Here is a 17,520-nt window from a genome sequence, read left to right as displayed (position 1 = left end):
AAGCACCTCATTTCAGCACCATGCGCAGGGCCCACAGTCCCAGCAGATGGGCCGGATAGAATACATAGAAGAACCATTTGTTCTGGATACCCAGCTGCCCACGGTATCCGGCCAGCAGCAGCAGGGAGGCCGAGCTGAACAGCCAGCAGAGGATCTGGAAGGGGAAGGCAGAGGCCAGATAGCGTACCACCATGGATGCCGACAGCCAGGGCAGGGAGAGCAGGCCCACCAGGGGCTGGTAAATCAGGTAGATCAAGGCCAGCCCTACCCCCAGGCAGAGCAACAGCCGCTTCCGGTTTTCCCCCTGGAGGTAAAGGGCAAATACCAGCAGTACGGCAGGGAAACTGTAGTCGCAGTTCAGTCCCAGGGCCAGCACGCACCCTGCCAGCAGAGGCAGCCAGGCTACCGCCGGAGAGCGGCCCTGTCCGCTGAGCCGCTCAAAGCCCCACACCGCTCCGGCGGCCAGGAAAAAGGTGAAGATCACGTTGCCGCCCCACACACCGGTGACCAGGGTAAAGGGCACCTGGGATACCAGGGCGAACAGCCCCAGCCGGAGCAGGTAGCGGGAGAAAAACCGGGTTCTGCGGCACCCCTCCGCCACGAAGTAGGCAAAAATGGGAAAGGCCAGCCGGCCGATCAGCCGGGGCAGCAGGTCCGCCCAGCCGGGCAGGCCCACGTCGGCCAGCATGGTGGGAAAGACCACCCCCATGTGGTCCACCAGCATACACAGCGCGGCCAGATATTTGAGGGCAGCGGCGCTGAGGCCGTAGCGCTGCTCCATCTTAGTGGTGGAACAGCCGCATGCCGGTAAAGGCCATGACCATGCCGTACTTGTTGCAGGTGGCGATCACATGGTCGTCCCGGATGGAGCCGCCGGGCTGGACGATATACTGTACGCCGGACTTGTGGGCTCGTTCCACGTTGTCGCCGAAGGGGAAGAAGGCGTCGGAGCCCACGGTGAGGCCGGACTGGGTGGCGATCCAGGCCTTTTTCTCCTCCACGGTCAGCACCTCGGGCTTGACCTTGAAGGTGTTCTGCCATACGCCCTCGGCCAGCACATCCTCGTACTCGTCGGAGAGGTACACGTCGATGGCGTTGTCCCGGTCGGGGCGGCGGATGCCGTCCACGAACTGGAGGCCCAGCACCTTGGGGTGCTGGCGCAGCAGCCAGTTGTCCGCCTTGTTGCCCGCCAGCCGGGTGCAGTGGATGCGGCTCTGCTGGCCGGCGCCCACGCCGATGGCCTGGCCGTCCTTCACATAGCAGACCGAGTTGGACTGGGTGTACTTCAGGGTGATCAGGGCCAGCACCATATCCCGCTTGGCGTTCTCGGGCAGGTCCTTGTTGTTGGTGACGATGTTGTTCAGCAGCTCGGCGTTGATGGCGTAGTTATTCCGGCCCTGCTCAAAGGTGATGCCGAACACGTCCTTGTGCTCGATGGCCTTGGGGACGTAGTTGGGGTCGATCTGCACCACGTTGTAGCCGCCCTTACGCTTGGTCTTGAGGACCTCCAGGGCCTCGTCGGTGTAGCCGGGGGCGATCACGCCGTCGGACACCTCCAGGGCCAGATAGCGGGCGGTCTGTACGTCGCACACGTCGGACAGGGCGGCCCAGTCGCCGTAGGAGCACAGCCGGTCGGCCCCCCGGGCCCGGATGTAGGCGCAGGCGATGGGGGAGAGGTCCATATCCTCGGCGAAATAGATCTTCTTTTCCACCTCAGTGAGCGGAGTGCCCACGGCGGCGCCGGCGGGGGAGACATGCTTGAAGGAGGCGGCGGCGGGCAGGCCGGTGGCCTCCTTCAGCTCCTTCACCAGCTGCCAGGAGTTGAGGGCGTCCAGGAAATTGATGTAGCCCGGCTTGCCGTTGAGCACCTGGATGGGCAGCTCACCGGACTGCATGAAGATGCGGGCGGGCTTTTGATTGGGGTTGCAGCCGTATTTCAGTTCCAGTTCGGTCATGATATGTCCTTTTCCCCCTTATGCGTGCTTGTTGATAATGACGCTCTCCCAGCTGCCGGTCATCAGGTCCACGTACCGCACAAACAGGGAGACCTTGTTTTCCTCGTTCAGGTTGTCCCAGATCAGCTGGGCAAACTCCTGGGGCGTCTGGCTGGTAATGGCCACCTGCTCCGGCTCCCCTTCAAAGGAGGGTAGGGGATTGCCGTCCCCCATATAGGTGTGGATGAAGTGGCCCTGGCCCGCCAGAGGCTTTTCATAGGCGAAGAAGTAACGGCGGCAGGAGGCCGGATCCCTGCCGGCGCTCTTCAGAATGGACAGGGTGTAGTCCCCATCTTTTTTCAGCAGGCCGGAGATCCGGGGGGTGTAGTTGGGGCTGTCGGGCTCAAAGGTACGGGTGTGAAGAGCCTGGGCGAAGGTCTTGCCCGCCGCCAGCCCCTCCCGGATGGTGTCGGTCTGATCGCCGTTGGTGACGATGGTGGAGGCCCCGAATACCCGGACGGGACTGTAGATGATGAGAGAGGGGTCGGTCATCTTGGAGGGGTCGTGGGCCTGGGTGCGGATACCGTCGGGGGTCTCCACAAAGACCCGATTGCGGGAATTTTCGCTGCGGCCCATGATGAAATAGGCGATAACCGCCTTGGTGTCGTCTAGGGAGCGGCCCAGCACAATGCCCCGGCCGGGGTAGGGATTGGTGCGCAGCAGCGCGGTGAGATCCAGCGTTTTCATAGTATCATTCCTCTTTTTTGATGGATACAATCCGCCCGTCCACTGAGAGGCGGCCTTGACAGAACAGGGAGACGGCCCGGGGCAGGATTACCCACTCGGCCTGCTCCATCACCCGGCGCTGGAGGCTCTCCGGCGTGTCGCCGGGGAGGATATCCACCGCCTTCTGGAGGATGATGGGTCCGCCGTCCGGCTCCTCATTGACGAAATGGACGGTGGCGCCGGTGACCTTCACTCCGTAGGCCAGGGCCTTTTCGTGGACGTGGAGGCCGTAGTATCCCGCGCCGCAGAAGGAGGGGATCAGGGCGGGGTGGACGTTGAGAATGGCGTTGGGATAGGCCTGCACCATCTCCTCGGTAAGGATGTGCATAAAGCCCGCCAGCACCACCAGCCCGATGTCCAGCTCCTTCAGCTTGGCCACCAGAGCCTGGGTCATCTCCCGGTTGGAGGCGAATTCCTTTCGGGCCACCACATAGCCCGGGATGCTGGCTTTTTCCGCCCGTTCCAGGGCGTAGGCGCCGGCTTTGGAGGAGAGAACAGCGGCAATGGTACCGTTTTTCAGCTCACCCCGGGCCTGGGCGTCGATGAGGGCCTGGAGATTGGTCCCGCCGCCGGAGACCAGCACGGCAATCCGGGTCATACCAGTTCCACCCCGGCGTCGCCGTTTACCACCGAGCCGATGATATAGGCCCGCTCGCCGGAGCGGCAGAGAATATCTTTGGCGTGGCCCGCCTCCTCTTTGGGAATGGCCAGGATCATGCCCACGCCCATGTTGAAGGTGTTGTACATATCACGCATGGGGATATTGCCTTTTTGGGCGATGAGGGTAAAGATGGGGGGGACTGGGAAGGAGGCGGTCTCGATCTGTGCGGTAAGTCCCTGCTTCATCATCCGGGGCACGTTTTCATAGAGACCGCCGCCGGTGATGTGGCTGATGGCCTTGATGGAAACGCCGTTGTTCAGCAGGCACTGGATGGTCTTGACGTAGATGCGGGTGGGGGTGAGCAGGGTCTCGCCCAGGCTCTTGCCCTCCAGCTCCTCCATGGGGGTGGTCAGGTCGGCGTGCTCCACGTCCAGGACCTTGCGCGCCAGAGAAAAGCCGTTGGAGTGGACGCCGCTGGAGCCCAGGCCAATGAGTACATCGCCAGCGGTCAGGTCCTTGCCGTCGATGATCTTCTCCTCGTCCACGATACCCACGGAGAAACCGGCCACATCATAGTCGTCCTCGGCCATCAGGCCGGGGTGCTCGGCGGTCTCGCCGCCCACCAGGGCGCAGCTCGCCTGGCGGCAGCCCTCGGTGATGCCGGCCACGATTTCGGCAATGCGGGCGGGGTTGTTCTTGCCGCAGGCAATGTAGTCCAGGAAGAACAGGGGAGTGGCGCCGCCACAGATAATGTCGTTGACGCACATGGCCACACAGTCGATGCCGATGGTGTTGTGCTTGTCCATCAGCTGGGCCAGCCGCAGCTTGGTGCCCACGCCGTCGGTGCCCGAAACCAGCACCGGCTTTTTCATGCCGGACACATTGGGAGCGAACAGGCCGCCGAAGCCGCCCAGAGTACCCATGACGCCGGGGATGTAGGTGGACTCCACCATGGGCTTGATGCGCTCTACCGATTCATACCCGGCGGTTACGTCCACACCGGCGGCGGCGTAGGATTCGGAGTGAGAGTTTTTCATATCGGTCATTCCTTTCCGGTCCAGCAATAGGTGCAGATCTTGTCGCGGTCAATGCCGATGGCCTCCAGCAGGCCGTTCAGGGACTGGTAGCCCAGGGAGTCAAAGCCCAGCTTCTCACAGATGGACTTGAGCATACACTGGCCCCGCTGGGTGGAGGCGTCGGCGTACTCGTCCAGATGCAGCTGGCCCTCGTCCCCCTCCAGCTCCTGGATGGTGCGGCGGGAGAGCAGCTCCATGTCGGAGTTGCTGCGGGAGAAGTTCAGGTACTTGCAGCCGTACATGATGGGAGGACAGGCCGAGCGCATGTGGACCTCCTCGGCTCCCGACTCGTAGAGAAATTCCACCGTCTCCCGCAGCTGGGTGCCCCGGACAATGGAGTCGTCCACGAACAAAAGTTTCTTGCCCTCGATGAGCTCGGGGACGGGGATCTGCTTCATCTTGGCCACCTGGTTGCGGGCCTCCTGGTTGGCGGGCATGAAGGAACGGGGCCAGGTGGGGGTGTATTTGACAAAGGGGCGGGCAAAGGGCTTGCCGCTGCGGTTGGCAAAGCCGATGGCGTGGGGCACGCCGGAGTCGGGCACGCCGGCCACATAGTCCACCTTGGGCAGCTGGCCCTTCTGCACCTCGTCCCGGGCCATGATCTCCCCGTTGCGGTAGCGCATGACCTCTACGTTTACCCCCTCATAGTTGGAGTTGGGGTAGCCGTAATAGGTCCACAGGAAGGCGCAGATGCGCATGTTTTCCCCGGCGGGGGCCAGGGTCTGCCAGCCCTCGGCGGTGAGCCGGACGATCTCACCGGGTCCCAGCTCGTAGGCGTCGGTATAGCCCAGCTTGTGGTAGGCGAAGGACTCGAAGGAGACGCAGCAGCCCTCCTCATTCTTTCCGATGAGTACCGGCAGGCGGCCCAGCCTGTCCCGGGCGGCGATAATGGCGTCGGAGGTGAGGATCAGCATGGTGCAGGAGCCGTCAATCTCCTCCTGGGCGTGGCGGATGCCGCTGACCAGGTCCTCTTTCTGATTGATGAGGGCGGCGGCCAGCTCGGTGGCGTTGACCTTGCCGGAGCTCATGGCCATGAACTGGTGGCCCCGCTCAGAGAAGTACCGCTCCACCAGCTCGTCGGTGTTGGTAATGATGCCCACGGTGATAATGGCGTACAGCCCCAGATGGGAGCGCACGATCAGGGGCTGGGGGTCGGTGTCGCTGATGCAGCCGATACCGGCGCAGCCGTGGAAGTCGGAGAGATCCTTGTCAAACTTGGTGCGGAACGGGGTGTTCTCGATGTTGTGGATCTGGCGCTGAAACCCGGTCTCAGCGTCGTAAACCGCCATGCCGCCCCGTTTGGTGCCCAGGTGGGAGTGGTAGTCGGTGCCGAAAAACACGTCCATCACACAGTCACGCTTGGAAATGGTGCCGAAAAAGCCTCCCATACCTTACTTGTCCCCCATGAGACGGCGCATCACTTCTTCGTAGGCCTCCTCAGCGCCGCCCATATCCCGGCGGAACCGGTCCTTGTCCAGCTTCTCGTGGGTCTTTTCATCCCACAGGCGGCAGGTATCGGGGGAGATCTCGTCGGCCAGCACGATGGTGCCGTCGCTGGTCTTGCCGAACTCCAGCTTGAAGTCCACCAGATCAATGCCGATCTCCTTCATGAAGCCCTTCAGCAGGTCGTTGACGGCGAAGGCGTACTTCTTGATGAGCTCGATCTCTTCGGGGGTGGCCAGCTTGAGGGCCAGAGCGTGGTAGCTGTTGAGCAGAGGATCGCCCAGATCGTCGTTCTTGTAGGAGAACTCGATGGTGGGCTGGTCGAACACAATGCCCTCCTCCACGCCGTAGCGCTTGGCGAAGGAGCCGGCGGAGATGTTGCGGATGATGACCTCCAGGGGGACGATGGACACCTTCTTCACGGCGGTCTCCCGGTCGGAGAGCTCCTCCACATAGTGGGTGGGCACGCCCTTTTCCTCCAGGCGGCGCATCAGGTTGTTGGTCATGCGGTTGTTGATGGCGCCCTTGCCGGTGATGGTGCCCTTCTTCAGGCCGTTGAAGGCGGTGGCGTCGTCCTTATAGGACACGATGACCACCTCAGGGTCGTTGGTGGCGAATACCTTCTTGGCCTTGCCCTCGTACATCTGCTCTTTCTTCTCGTAAGACATCTCAAAACTCCTCCATTCGGATTTTTTCATCTTTTTTGGCGACTTCCGCGGCCATATCAGCCTTGAACTGGGCCAGCTTGGCGGACAGAGCCTCGTCGGACAGGGCCAGCATCTGGGCGGCCAGAATGGCGGCGTTGTCGGCTCCGTCCACCGCCACGCAGGCCACCGGGATGCCCTTGGGCATCTGAACCATGGACAGCAGGGAGTCCAGTCCTCCCATCATGGAGGTTTTAATGGGCACTCCGATGACGGGCAGGGTGGTGTAGGCAGCCAGAACTCCAGCCAGATGGGCGGCCTTGCCGGCGGCGGCGATGATGACCCCAAAGCCGTTCTCCGCGGCGTGGGCGGCCAGCTGCTCGGCGGCGGCGGGTGTGCGGTGGGCGGAGATGATCCGCACCTCCGCGGGGATGCCAAAGGCTTTCAGCCGGCTGATGCAGGGGCGCATGGTGTCCAGATCCGAATCGGAACCCATGACAACGGCAACTTTTTTGACCATAGGACCCTCCTGTGTAGCTAAAAATTTTTCAGGGAAAGAAAAAAATAAATCAGGGCGTCCGATACACGGACGCCCTGCGTTGGTTACTCCCTGATAGTGGACAGGTTGGTGCCGTGAATGAGCCAAATTCCTGCGCGCTGAACGTGCACCGGCGTCATCCCCGTACCTCCTTGTGCCAAGATACGTAAACTATATCGGATTTTTACGGTGTTTGCAAGGGGTGGACAGAATTTTGTCTGCTTATACAACTTTTAGGGGAATGTACGGATTCCTCCTTGTGAAGATGGGCGGGAGCGGGCGCAAAAAAACGGACCGCCCCTATGGGGCGGTCCGGGTGGAACTCAGTCGCGGAGATACTGCTTTACCAACTCCTGAAGCAGCTCGTCCCGGTCCAGCTTGCGGATCAGAGCCCGGGCGTTGTTGTAGTTGGTAATATAAGTGGGGTCCTCTGAGAGGATGTATCCCACAATCTGGTTGATGGGGTTATAACCCTTTTCCTGCAGGGACTGATAGACCGAGGAGAGAATCTGCTTGATCTCCGGGTCTTTATCGTTCTGCAGGCTGAATTTACGGGTGTAATCCATCTCCATGCCTGATACACCTCCCTGTATCAATCTGTTTCCCATTTTAGCGGAAAATTTTCATGATGTAAAGAGCCAGACCAAAATTTTATGATTCTTTAAGAAGTCCGGCGCAACCATTTGCCGGCCTCCATGGTATGATAGGTGCCAGAAGCGTTCCGGTCCGCCGCTCCGGGGCATGGGCGGGGGAGGGAGCCGGGCGCGCTGGATGCCCAAAAGAGAGGTGAGGCACATGACAGACGAGAGGACCGCCCGGGCTCAGGTGGAGCGCTGGGGGGACATGGTGTGGCGGCTGGCCCTGGCCCGCACCCGGCATATCCAGGACAGCGAGGATGTGTTCCAGGAGGTGTTTGCCCGCTTCTTCCGGCACGAGAGGGAGCTGGACAGCGACCAGCACCGGAAGGCCTGGCTGATCCGCTGCACGCTGAACTGTACCAATACCCTGTTGTCCGCCCGCTGGCGGAGCTGGCTGCCTCTGGAGGAGGCGGTGACCCGGACGATGGAGCCGGAGGACCGGGCGGTGTACCGGGCGGTGCTGGAGCTGCCAAAGGCCTACCGCACCGCCATCCATCTCCACTACTATGAGGGCTACTCCGTGGCCGAGATCGCCGCCCTGACCGGCGCGAAGGAGGGCACGGTGAAGAGCTGGCTGTCCAGGGGCCGGGAGAAGCTGGCGCAGGCGCTGAAAGGAGAAGAGCTTCCATGATGGACCAGTATAGACGAGCAAACGATTCCCTCCATCCCACGCCCCGGGCGGTAGAGCGGGCAGTGACGGGGGAGAGGCCCCGGCGAAAGAGAAAACCGCTGAAGGCCCTGGTTCCGGCAGGTGTGGCGGCAGTAGTGGCAGCTGCTCTGCTGGTTACCGGTGTTCCAGGCGGGGGTGAAGGCGGGCCGCTGGTCGCCAATGCCCACGCCATTGCCCAGCCGGTGTACCCCGACCTGCCCCAATGTCCGGCAGAGCCCGCAGGGGGCAGCCAGACGGCCTGGGAGCAGTTCAATGAGGACTATGACGCCTACTGGAACGCCTGGCGGGACTACCGGGATGAGGTTCCCGCCCTGTATGATACCCCGGAACTGAAGGCCGCGCTGGCGGATTTTTCGGGAAAAAGCACCGCCCTGGCCCTGTCAGGGGAGGACAACCGGGTTTATTCCCCTGTGTCCCTGTGGTTTGCCCTGGCCATGCTGGCTGAGACCACCGGAGGAGAGAACCGGCAGCAGGTTCTGGATGCCCTGGGGGCGGAGGATCTGGACCAGCTCCGGGATTGGGCGGATATTCTGTGGCACGCCATCTACGTGGATGACGGCACCGCAACGACCCTGCTGGGAAATTCCATCTGGCTCAATGAGAACGTCACCTTCCACCAGGACGTGCTGGAGGCCCTGGCAGAGCACTACTATGCCGGTTCTTATCAGGTGACCATGGGTACGGATGAGGCGGATCAGGCCCTGTCCGACTGGGTGGCGGAACAGACGAAGGGGCTCATTGGCTCTGACGGCGACGTGCTGCATACCAAGGCGGACACTCTGAATATACTGGCCTCCACCCTTTACTACAAGGCGGGGTGGAGGGACGAGTTTATGGAAAACCTGACCGAGGAGGACATCTTTACCGCCGCAGACGGTACTGAGATCTGTGTTGAGTTCATGCACAGGACCCAGGACGCCACCTTTCTGCGGCAGAACGGCTATCAGGCCGCATCTCTGTCCACTACCAGCGGAGAGATGATCTTTGTACTCCCCGATGAGGGGGTCACCCCCGCCGATCTGCTGGCTGACCCGAACTTTTTGGAAGAGGTCAGCAACTTTGAGCATGGCATCTTTGGGGAGGTCCAGTGGTCCGTACCCAAGTTTGACGTAAAGTCCGACCTGGACCTGAAGCCCACCATAGAGGGACTGGGGATCACAGACGTTTTTGACCCCGATGTCTCCGATTTTACCCCGCTCACCGACTTGGAGCCGGTGTGGCTGGACCAGGCTAAGCAGATTGCACGGGTGAAGGTGGACGAGAAGGGGGTGGAGGCCGCCGCCGTCACGCTGCTGGCCACCGATGGCGCCGCCGCCCTGCCGGAGGATCCCACAATCTGCGTTATGGATCTGGACCGCCCCTTCCTCTTTATCATCCGGGACGGCAGCGCCATCCTCTTTGTAGGTGTGGTGGAACAGGTATAAAGGAACAGAAAAAGCCCCGTCGGCCGACGGGGCTTTTTCTATAACTTTTGTTACCGCAGGACGGCGCCCAGCTGGCTGGCCAGAGCCTCCAGCACCTTCTTCACGTCGGCGTCGGCCTCCTCGCCGGTGAGGGAGCGGTCGTCGGCCCGAAGTACCAGGTTGAAGGCCACGGACTTCTTGCCCTCATCCACGCCTTTACCCCGGTAGATGTCAAACAGGGACACCTGCTGGATCAGCTTGCCACCGGCGGAGCGGATGCAGTCCTCCAGCTGACCCACGGTGATCTTCTCCTCGCACACCACGGCGATATCCCGGGTGACCGAGGGGAACTTGGGCAGGGGGACGTACTCGGGGTCGGCCCCCTTGGCGTTGGCCAGCTCGCCCAGGGCCAGCTCGGCGCAGTACAGCTCGCCGTCCACACCGTAATTCTGGGCCACCAGGGGGTGGATCTGGCCAAAATAGCCCACGCAGTTGCTGCCTGCCCACACCTCCGCCACACGGCCGGGGTGGTAGGACACCAGCTCAGGAATGCCGGTGCCGGTGCGGAAGGTGACATCCTCCGCCCGCAGGTCCTCCAGAATGGCCTCCACAGCCCCCTTCATGGTGTAGAAGTCCATGTCGCTGCCGTAGGCGCCCAGGGTGAGGACCTTGGACTCCAGAGCGAGGCCGTCCTTGCCGCCGGGCTGGTAGACCCGTCCCACCTCATACAGCTTTACATTCTGGTTGCGGTAGTTGTAGTTCCGGGTCAGGATCTCCAGCATGGAGGGGAGGGTGGTGGTGCGCATGATGGAGGTGTCCTCGCCCAGGGGATTGAGGATTTTCAGGGAATTGCGCCTGTGGTAGTCGGCGGGCCAGTTGATCTTGTCATAGCAGGTGGGGGAGATGAAGGAGTAGGTGATGATCTCGTCGTACCCCATAGCCCGGCACATGGAGCCCAGCTGACGCTCCAGCGTCTCCTCCTCGCCGAAGCCGCCCAGGGTGGTCTGGCCCCGCATCAGGGTGGAGGGGATGTTGTTGTAGCCGTGGAACCGGGCCACTTCCTCCGCCAGGTCGGCCATGCCGATGACGTCGGCCCGCCAGGAGGGGACGGTCACCTGGTCGCCCTCCACCTGGAAGTCCAGCTTCTTCAGGATGGACACCATCTCATCCTCGGCCACGTCGGTGCCCAGCAGGCCGTTGATCCGCTCCGGCTCCAGCTTGAGGACACGGGGATGGGGCACGTAGTTGAGGATGTCAATGGTGCCGTCCACCACCTCGCCGGCCCCCAGCAGTTCCACCAGCTCGCAGGCCCGCTCCACGGCGGGCAGGGTGTTCATGGGGTCCAGGCCCTTCTCGAATTTCGCGGAGGCCTCGGTGCGCATGCCCAGGGCCAGCGCGCCCTTGCGGATGCAGGTGCCGTCGAAGCAGGCGGACTCAAACACCACGTCGGTGGTGTCGGCCACGATTTCGCTGTTCTCGCCGCCCATGATGCCCGCCAGGCCCACGGCCCGGTGCTCGTCGGCGATGACCAGATGGTTGGCGTTGAGGGTGTGCTCCTTGCCGTCCAGGGTGGTGAGCTTCTCACCTTCCTCCGCCCGGCGGACGATGATCTTGCCGCCCTTCACGTAGCGGTAGTCGAAGGCGTGCATGGGCTGGCCGTACTCCAGCATCACATAGTTGGTGATGTCCACGATGTTGTTGATGGGCCGCACGCCCATGGCCCGCAGCCGCTCCCGCATCCACTTGGGGGAGGGGGCGATCTTCACGTTGCGCACCATCCGGGCGGTGTACCGGGGGCACAGATCGGCGGCGGGGGTCTCCACATCCAGCAGCTCTGCCAGGCTGCCCTCGGCGCCGCCTTTCACCACCGGCTGGTGGAGGGAGAGGGGAGCGTCAAAGGTAGCGGCGGCCTCCCGGGCCAGGCCGATGACGGAGAGGCAGTCAGGCCGGTTGGGGGTGATCTCAAACTCCACCACATGGTCGTCCATGCCGATGATGGGCTTGATGTCATCGCCGGGCTTGCAGTCCTCTCTCAGCACAAAGATGCCGTCGGGGATACAGTGGGGGAACTCAGCCTGCTGAGCGTGGAGATCCTCCAGGGTGCAGATGGAATCGGACTTGGTGTTGTAGGCCACCAGATCCCCCTCGTGGAGGTTTGGACAGACGGTGTCGGGGGCGGCGGTGGCGCCGCCCAGGTCCAGGCAGGTGTGGAAGGAGCCGTCGGGCTGCCTGGCGCACTCCAGCACCTTGGCGGCCACCACGGGGCCATAGATCTTGTGGCCGGGCTGGACGTCAGCGGGGATGGAGGGCTTGTCCTTGTCCAGGGGGTGATAGTCGTTGAGAATGGCGGCGGGGACGATGGCAGCATAGGGGAAGTCCCGCTCGTCCAGGCCCAGCTCGCTAAGACCGCAGAACATGCCGTTGGACACCACGCCCCGCAGCTTGCCCTTCTGGATCTTCACGCCGCCGGGGAGAGTGGACTTGTGGAGCGCCACCGGCATCAGGTCCCCGGGGTGGATGTTCCATGCGCCGGTGACGATCTGGATGGGCTCGGCCTGGCCAGCATCCACCTGACAGATCCACATGTGGTCGGAATCGGGGTGGCGCTCCATGGACAGCAGCCGGCCCACCACCACGTTGGAGATCTCCTCCCCCAGGTCGTGGGTCAGCTCCACCTTGGAGCCGGAGAGGGTCATCGCCTCGGCAAATTCCTTGTCAGAGGCAGTTACAGTTACAAATTCATTCAGCCATTTTCTGCTCAGATTCATGGTTTCTCCACCTCTTTCTCAGAACTGCTCCAGGAACCGCACGTCGTTTTCAAAGATCAGCCGCAGGTCGGCGATCTTGAACCGGCGCATGGCGGTGCGCTCCAGACCGATGCCGAAGGCCCAGCCGGAGTACACGTTGGGGTCGATGCCGCTCATCTCCAGCACCCGGGGATGGATCATCCCGGCGCCCAGCAGCTCGATCCAGCCCTCGCCCTTACAGGTGGGGCAGCCCACGCCGCCGCACTTGTGGCACTGCACGTCCATTTCGCAGGAGGGCTCGGTGAAGGGGAAGTGGTGGGGGCGGAACCGGGTCTTGGTACCTTTGCCATAGAGCTGCTCCACGACGGTGTTCAGGGTGCCCTTCAGGTCGGCCATGGTAACGCCCTTGTCGATGACCATGCCCTCCACCTGGTGGAACATGGGGGAGTGGGTGGCGTCCACCTCGTCCTTGCGGTACACCCGGCCGGGGGCGATGATCCGGATGGGCAGCTCCATGGTGTCCATGGCCCGCACCTGCATGGGGGAGGTCTGGGAGCGGAGCATCACCCGGCTGTCCTCATCAAAATAGAAGGTGTCGCTCCAGTCCCGGGAGGGGTGGCCCTCCTCGGCGTTGAGACGGTCAAAGTTGAGCTCGGCCAGCTCCACCTCGGGGCCGTCCAGCACGGTGAAGCCCATGCCGATGAAGATATCCTTGATTTCGTCCAGGGCGATATACATGGGATGCCGGTGACCCCGCTTCACGGCCTTGCCGGGGACGGTGATATCCAGAGCCTCAGCCTTCAGCCGGTCCTCCAGCGCCTTGGCCTCCAGCTCCTTGCTCCGGGTGTCCAGGGCCCCCTCCAGGGCGGCGCGGACCTCGTTGGCCAGCTGGCCCATGACGGGCCGCTCCTCGGCGGACAGCTTGCCCATCTGCTTGAGCACCGCGGTCAGCTCGCCCTTCTTGCCCAGATACTTGACCCGCAGAGCGTCCAGCTCCTGGGCGTTCTGGGCGTGCTCCAGGGCGGAGAGCGCCTCCCGGCGGATCTGTTCCAATGTTTCCTTCATATATCGCAGCTCCTTTGCTTTTTTGACATGAAAAAAGCCCTTCCTCCCAAAACCTGGGACGAAAGGCAAACCTTCCGCGGTACCACCCGCAATTCCCGCCTCTGGCGGGCACTCTCAGCCCCGATAACGTGGGGCCACGCCGTCCCTGTCTCCAGGGCCGCTCCGGGACGAACCGAGGGGGCCGAACCCTGCATCCGCTTTCAGCCGGTGACGGACGCTCTCTGACGGGTCGGGAACCGATCTTTTTCCCTTCTTCGCATGTAAAACTATATATATCACAGATTTCTCCAAAGTGCAAGATAAAAATTGACGGGAAAGGGCCGTGCGCATATAATGGAGCCGAACCACAGCAAGTATAACAAATTGGGAGCGTGAACAGGATGCGGATCGTCACAGCGGAACAGAGTCGGGAGATGGACCGGGTGGCCATAGAGGAGCGAAAGATCCCCTCCACCGACCTGATGGAACGGGCGGCGGCGGCGGTAGCCGATGAGGTGATGGCCCTGATGGGGGACACCCCCGGCCGGGTGGTGTGCTTCTGCGGCCCGGGCAGCAACGGCGGCGACGGGGTGGCCTGCGCCCGGCTGCTGTTGGAGGCTGGATTTGAGGTGCGCTGCGTTCTGGTGGGCAGCCACGAGAAAATGACCATGGATACCCGGGCCATGGAGGCCAAACTGGCAGCGGCCGGAGGGAAGCTGGAGCCCTTCCAGCCGGACGACGGGGCCTTTGCCGTCTGGTGCCTGGAGTGCGGCGCCATGGTGGACGCTATCTTCGGCACCGGCCTCCGCCGTGGGGTGGAGGGGGACGCTCTGACTGCCATCCATATGATGAACACCTGCGACATTCCGGTGGTGTCCGCCGACATACCCAGCGGGGTGGAGACCGACACCGGCCGGGTACTGGGAGCGGCGGTGGAGGCGGCGGCCACTGTTACCTTTACTTTGCCCAAGGTGGGCCATTTTGTGGGTAAGGGCGGCCTGCACACCGGCAAGCTGGTGGTGGCGGACATCGGGATCCCGGCGGACCTGGTAAATGGAGCGGACTGCCCGGTGTGCAGCGTGGGAGAGGGAGAGGCCCGTTTCCCCCGCCGGCCTTTGGATGCCCACAAGGGTGATTTCGGCAAGTGCTACATTCTGGGAGGCAGCGTAGGCTACTCCGGAGCCCCAGTGCTGGCGGCCCAGGCGGCGGTGCGCTCCGGCGCGGGACTGGTGACGGTGGGGGTGCCCGCCCCCGTCTGGCCGGTTGCCGCCGCCAAGCTGGAGGAGGCCATGCCCTATCCGCTGCCCGCCGGGAAAGAAGGGCAGCTCTCCCTGGAGGCCGGGGAGGCGGTCCATGGCCGCCTGGACGGCTGCGGCGTCTGCCTCATCGGTCCCGGACTGGGCCGGGGCAACGGGGTGTCGGCGGTGGTGCGCCAACTGCTGCGGGAGATCCATGTGCCGGTGGTGCTGGACGCCGACGGCATAAACGCCCTGGAGAGACATATAGATGTACTGGACGAGCGGAAGGGACTGCACACCATTCTGACCCCCCATGACGGGGAGTTTGCCCGGTTGGGAGGCGACCTGTCCGGCGGAGACCGGCTGGGGGAGGCACGACGCTTTGCCATGGAGCATGGCTGCTGTCTGGTCCTCAAGGGGCACGGCACCATTACCGCCTTCCCCGACGGCACCGCCTACGTCAATACCACCGGCAATCCTGGTATGGCCAAGGGTGGCAGCGGGGACGTGCTGTCCGGCATCATCCTGTCCCTGCTGGGCCAGGGGATGCCCGCCCGGCAGGCGGTGCCCCTGGCAGTGTGGCTCCACGGCGCCGCCGGCGACCTGTGCGCCGCCGAGATTGGGGAATACGGCATGACCCCCTCTGATCTGGTGGCCGCCCTGCCCCGGGTGATCCGAATGCATATGGAGTAAAAAGGAGGGTGGTCTGTGGGCCGCTGGTTGGGAGTATGTACCTTGACGATAGCCCTCTGTCTGACCCTGACCTGCTGCGGCGGGGAAGGGGGGAGTCAGGCCGAGCAGCTGGCCCTGGATATCCGGGCGGAGTATCTGGAAATGGCGGGTTGTACCGCCTCCATGGAGGTGACCGCGGACTATGGCCAGCGGGTGTACGACTTTGGCGTGGACCTGACCTGGCAGCGGGAGGGGGAGAGTGCGCTCACCATTACCGCGCCGGAGAACGTGGCCGGAGTTACGGCCCGGCTGGCGCAGGACCAGGCCTATTTGGAGTATGACGGAGCGCGGGTGGAAACCGGCCCCCTGGACGATACCGGCCTGAGTCCGGTATCGTCAGTGCCGGTACTGCTGGACTACGCCCAGACCGGCTACATCGCCGCCTGCGGTCTGGAGACCCTGGGAGAGCGGGAGGTGCTCCGGGTGGACTGCCGGGATCCGGAGGCCCAGCCGGGCACCGGCCGGGAGTGCGCCCTTTGGTTTGACCCGGATACCCACGCCCTGCTCCGAGGGGAGCTGTCCCAGGACGGCTATACGGTGATTCAGTGCACCTTTTCGGACTTTCAGCTGACTCCGGGCGCGGAGGGCTAGGCTTCCAGCCCATCCAGCCTCCGATGGAGCACGCTCCGGCAGAGGAGGAGCGCCACAGCGCAGGAGAGCAGCTCGGCAACCGGGAAAGAAGCCCATACCAGTCCGGTGCGGATGGCGCCCAGGACCAGGGCGGCGGGGAGGAGAAGGGCCACCTGCCGCAGCAGGGTGATGACCAGGCTGGCGTTGGCGGAGCCCAGAGCCTGGAGGGCGGAGCACAGCACAATGGAGACCCCGGCGCACAGGAAGGACAGGGCGATGGTCCGCAGGGCGGGAATCCCCTCGGCCAGCACAGCGGCGTCGGCCTCAAAGATGCCCAGCAGCGGCCCGGGCAGCAGCAGCATCACCACAGTGCCCACTGCCATCAGGCCTACGGCCAGGGACAGGGCGAAACGGATGGTGCCGGTGATCCTGGCCTTGTATCGGGCCCCGTAGTTGAAGGTGATGATGGGCACCAGGGCGTTGGTGATGCCGTACAGCGGCATGAACAGGAAGGACTGGAGCTTGAAGTAGGCCCCCAGAATAAAGACGCCGGCGGAGGTGAACAGGGGGAGGATCAGATTCATTCCCAGGTTCATTACCGTGGCCAGGGCCTGTACCATGGCCGCCGGGATACCCACCCGCAGCATGTCGGCCAGAATGGCGGGAACAGGCCGGAAGGCTCGGAAGGACAGGGTGACGGAGGGGGTGCGCCGCACCATCACCAGTCCCACCACCATGCCTACCAGCTGCCCCGTCACCGTGGCGATGGCGGCGCCCGCCACCTCCAGCTTGGGGAAGGGGCCTATGCCAAAGATAAGCAGGGGGTCCAGGATCAGGTTGATCACCGCGCCGATGCCCTGGATCACCATGGGTCCCACTGTATTTCCGGTGGCCTGCAGGGTGCGCTCACCGGCAAATTGCATACAGATTCCCAGAGAGGCGCCGGTGACGATGGCCAGATACTGGCTGCCGTAGGTCACCACCTGGGGCACGTCGGAAAAGAGGGTCAGGAAGGGCCGGGCCAGGCTGACCCCCAGAACCAGAAAGACCAGCCAGCAGACCAGATAGAGGAAATAGCCGTTGGCGGTTACCCGGTCGGCCTCCTCCCGGCGGCCCTCTCCCAGCCTCCGGGAGAGCAGGGCGTTGAAGCCCACTCCCACGCCTACGCATACGGCGATCATCAGGGTCTGCACCGGGTACACCAGGGACAGGGCCACAAAGCTGTCCCCGCTGAGCTTGGCGACAAACATGCTGTCCACCAGGTTGTAAAGGCCCTGGATCAGCATGGACAGCATCATGGGCCAGGACATATTGAGCAGCAGCCGGCGTACCGGCATCACAGCCATTTTATTTTCGTTCAAGGAAATTCCTCCAGTCACACCAAAACGGGTATCGGGGTACGCTTCCGCGTGCCCCGATACCCGTTTTTTCCCACGGCGTAGCAGCCCGTGGGGGG

16 protein-coding genes are annotated in these 17,520 nt (G+C 63.2%); 4 read left to right on the top strand and 12 right to left on the bottom strand.

The annotated features are described in order from the left end of the window. Positions 1-7: 7 nt before the first annotated feature. The 9 genes from B5F88_RS00965 to B5F88_RS00925 all read right to left on the bottom strand — a co-directional run bounded on the left by B5F88_RS00965 (position 8) and on the right by B5F88_RS00925 (position 7,594). Positions 8-781 carry a TraX family protein gene (locus B5F88_RS00965; protein ID WP_087341131.1) on the bottom strand — a complete coding sequence of 258 codons (774 nt, stop codon included), beginning with the start codon at positions 779-781 and terminating at the stop codon, positions 8-10. Between the two features lies 1 nt (position 782). Further along, a complete protein-coding gene (locus tag B5F88_RS00960; RefSeq protein ID WP_087341130.1) occupies positions 783-1,955 on the bottom strand; it encodes a phosphoribosylaminoimidazolecarboxamide formyltransferase in 1,173 nt (390 codons plus the stop codon). 18 nt (positions 1,956-1,973) lie between these two features. Next, positions 1,974-2,681 carry an IMP cyclohydrolase gene (locus B5F88_RS00955; RefSeq protein ID WP_087341129.1) on the bottom strand — a complete coding sequence of 236 codons (708 nt, stop codon included), beginning with the start codon at positions 2,679-2,681 and terminating at the stop codon, positions 1,974-1,976. A 4-nt stretch (positions 2,682-2,685) separates the two neighbouring features. After that, a complete protein-coding gene (purN, locus tag B5F88_RS00950) occupies positions 2,686-3,318 on the bottom strand; it encodes a phosphoribosylglycinamide formyltransferase (RefSeq protein ID WP_087341128.1) in 633 nt (210 codons plus the stop codon). Beyond that, positions 3,315-4,358 (bottom strand): phosphoribosylformylglycinamidine cyclo-ligase, encoded by a 1,044-nt coding sequence (gene purM, locus B5F88_RS00945; RefSeq protein WP_087341127.1) that lies wholly within the window; start codon positions 4,356-4,358, stop codon positions 3,315-3,317. The genes purN and purM overlap by 4 nt, the downstream gene beginning before the upstream one ends. Before the next feature lie 5 nt (positions 4,359-4,363). Beyond that, positions 4,364-5,785, bottom strand: coding sequence for an amidophosphoribosyltransferase (locus tag B5F88_RS00940; protein ID WP_087341126.1), 1,422 nt, complete (start codon positions 5,783-5,785; stop codon positions 4,364-4,366). A 3-nt stretch (positions 5,786-5,788) separates the two neighbouring features. Continuing rightward, positions 5,789-6,508, bottom strand: coding sequence for a phosphoribosylaminoimidazolesuccinocarboxamide synthase (gene purC, locus B5F88_RS00935; RefSeq protein ID WP_087341125.1), 720 nt, complete (start codon positions 6,506-6,508; stop codon positions 5,789-5,791). Position 6,509: 1 nt separating this feature from the next. Further along, a complete protein-coding gene (gene purE / locus B5F88_RS00930) occupies positions 6,510-7,004 on the bottom strand; it encodes a 5-(carboxyamino)imidazole ribonucleotide mutase (RefSeq protein ID WP_087341124.1) in 495 nt (164 codons plus the stop codon). A gap of 341 nt (positions 7,005-7,345) precedes the next feature. Further along, on the bottom strand, positions 7,346-7,594 hold the full coding sequence (locus B5F88_RS00925; RefSeq protein ID WP_087341123.1) for an IreB family regulatory phosphoprotein: 249 nt from the start codon (positions 7,592-7,594) through the stop codon (positions 7,346-7,348). Positions 7,595-7,817: 223 nt separating this feature from the next. On the opposite strand from B5F88_RS00925, the gene B5F88_RS00920 reads away from it, so the two are divergent. Together B5F88_RS00920 and B5F88_RS00915 are read left to right on the top strand one after the other, a co-directional pair. Beyond that, on the top strand, positions 7,818-8,291 hold the full coding sequence (locus tag B5F88_RS00920; RefSeq protein WP_162612087.1) for an RNA polymerase sigma factor: 474 nt from the start codon (positions 7,818-7,820) through the stop codon (positions 8,289-8,291). Continuing rightward, positions 8,288-9,754 carry a serpin family protein gene (locus B5F88_RS00915; RefSeq protein ID WP_087341121.1) on the top strand — a complete coding sequence of 489 codons (1,467 nt, stop codon included), beginning with the start codon at positions 8,288-8,290 and terminating at the stop codon, positions 9,752-9,754. The genes B5F88_RS00920 and B5F88_RS00915 overlap by 4 nt, the downstream gene beginning before the upstream one ends. 50 nt (positions 9,755-9,804) lie before the next feature. On the opposite strand, the gene pheT is transcribed toward B5F88_RS00915, so the two are convergent. Further along, entirely contained in the window at positions 9,805-12,501 is a 2,697-nt protein-coding gene (gene pheT / locus B5F88_RS00910; protein WP_087341120.1) for a phenylalanine--tRNA ligase subunit beta, read from the bottom strand. An 18-nt stretch (positions 12,502-12,519) separates the two neighbouring features. Then, positions 12,520-13,545 (bottom strand): phenylalanine--tRNA ligase subunit alpha, encoded by a 1,026-nt coding sequence (pheS, locus tag B5F88_RS00905; RefSeq protein ID WP_087341119.1) that lies wholly within the window; start codon positions 13,543-13,545, stop codon positions 12,520-12,522. A gap of 380 nt (positions 13,546-13,925) precedes the next feature. Between pheS and B5F88_RS00900 the strand changes: the two genes are divergently transcribed. Then, positions 13,926-15,455 carry an NAD(P)H-hydrate dehydratase gene (locus B5F88_RS00900; RefSeq protein WP_087341118.1) on the top strand — a complete coding sequence of 510 codons (1,530 nt, stop codon included), beginning with the start codon at positions 13,926-13,928 and terminating at the stop codon, positions 15,453-15,455. 15 nt (positions 15,456-15,470) lie between these two features. Continuing rightward, complete coding sequence (locus B5F88_RS00895; protein WP_242959580.1) at positions 15,471-16,085, top strand: hypothetical protein; 615 nt, start codon at positions 15,471-15,473, stop codon at positions 16,083-16,085. Here B5F88_RS00895 and B5F88_RS00890 read toward each other — a convergent pair. Then, entirely contained in the window at positions 16,082-17,425 is a 1,344-nt protein-coding gene (locus B5F88_RS00890; RefSeq protein ID WP_087341117.1) for an MATE family efflux transporter, read from the bottom strand. The genes B5F88_RS00895 and B5F88_RS00890 overlap by 4 nt on opposite strands. Positions 17,426-17,520: the final 95 nt, after the last annotated feature.

The organism is Flavonifractor sp. An306 (assembly GCF_002159455.1).
Lineage (GTDB): Bacteria > Bacillota > Clostridia > Oscillospirales > Oscillospiraceae > Flavonifractor.
Note: the sequence above shows the minus strand (reverse complement) of the source record. Positions and strands in the feature narration are given on the sequence as shown.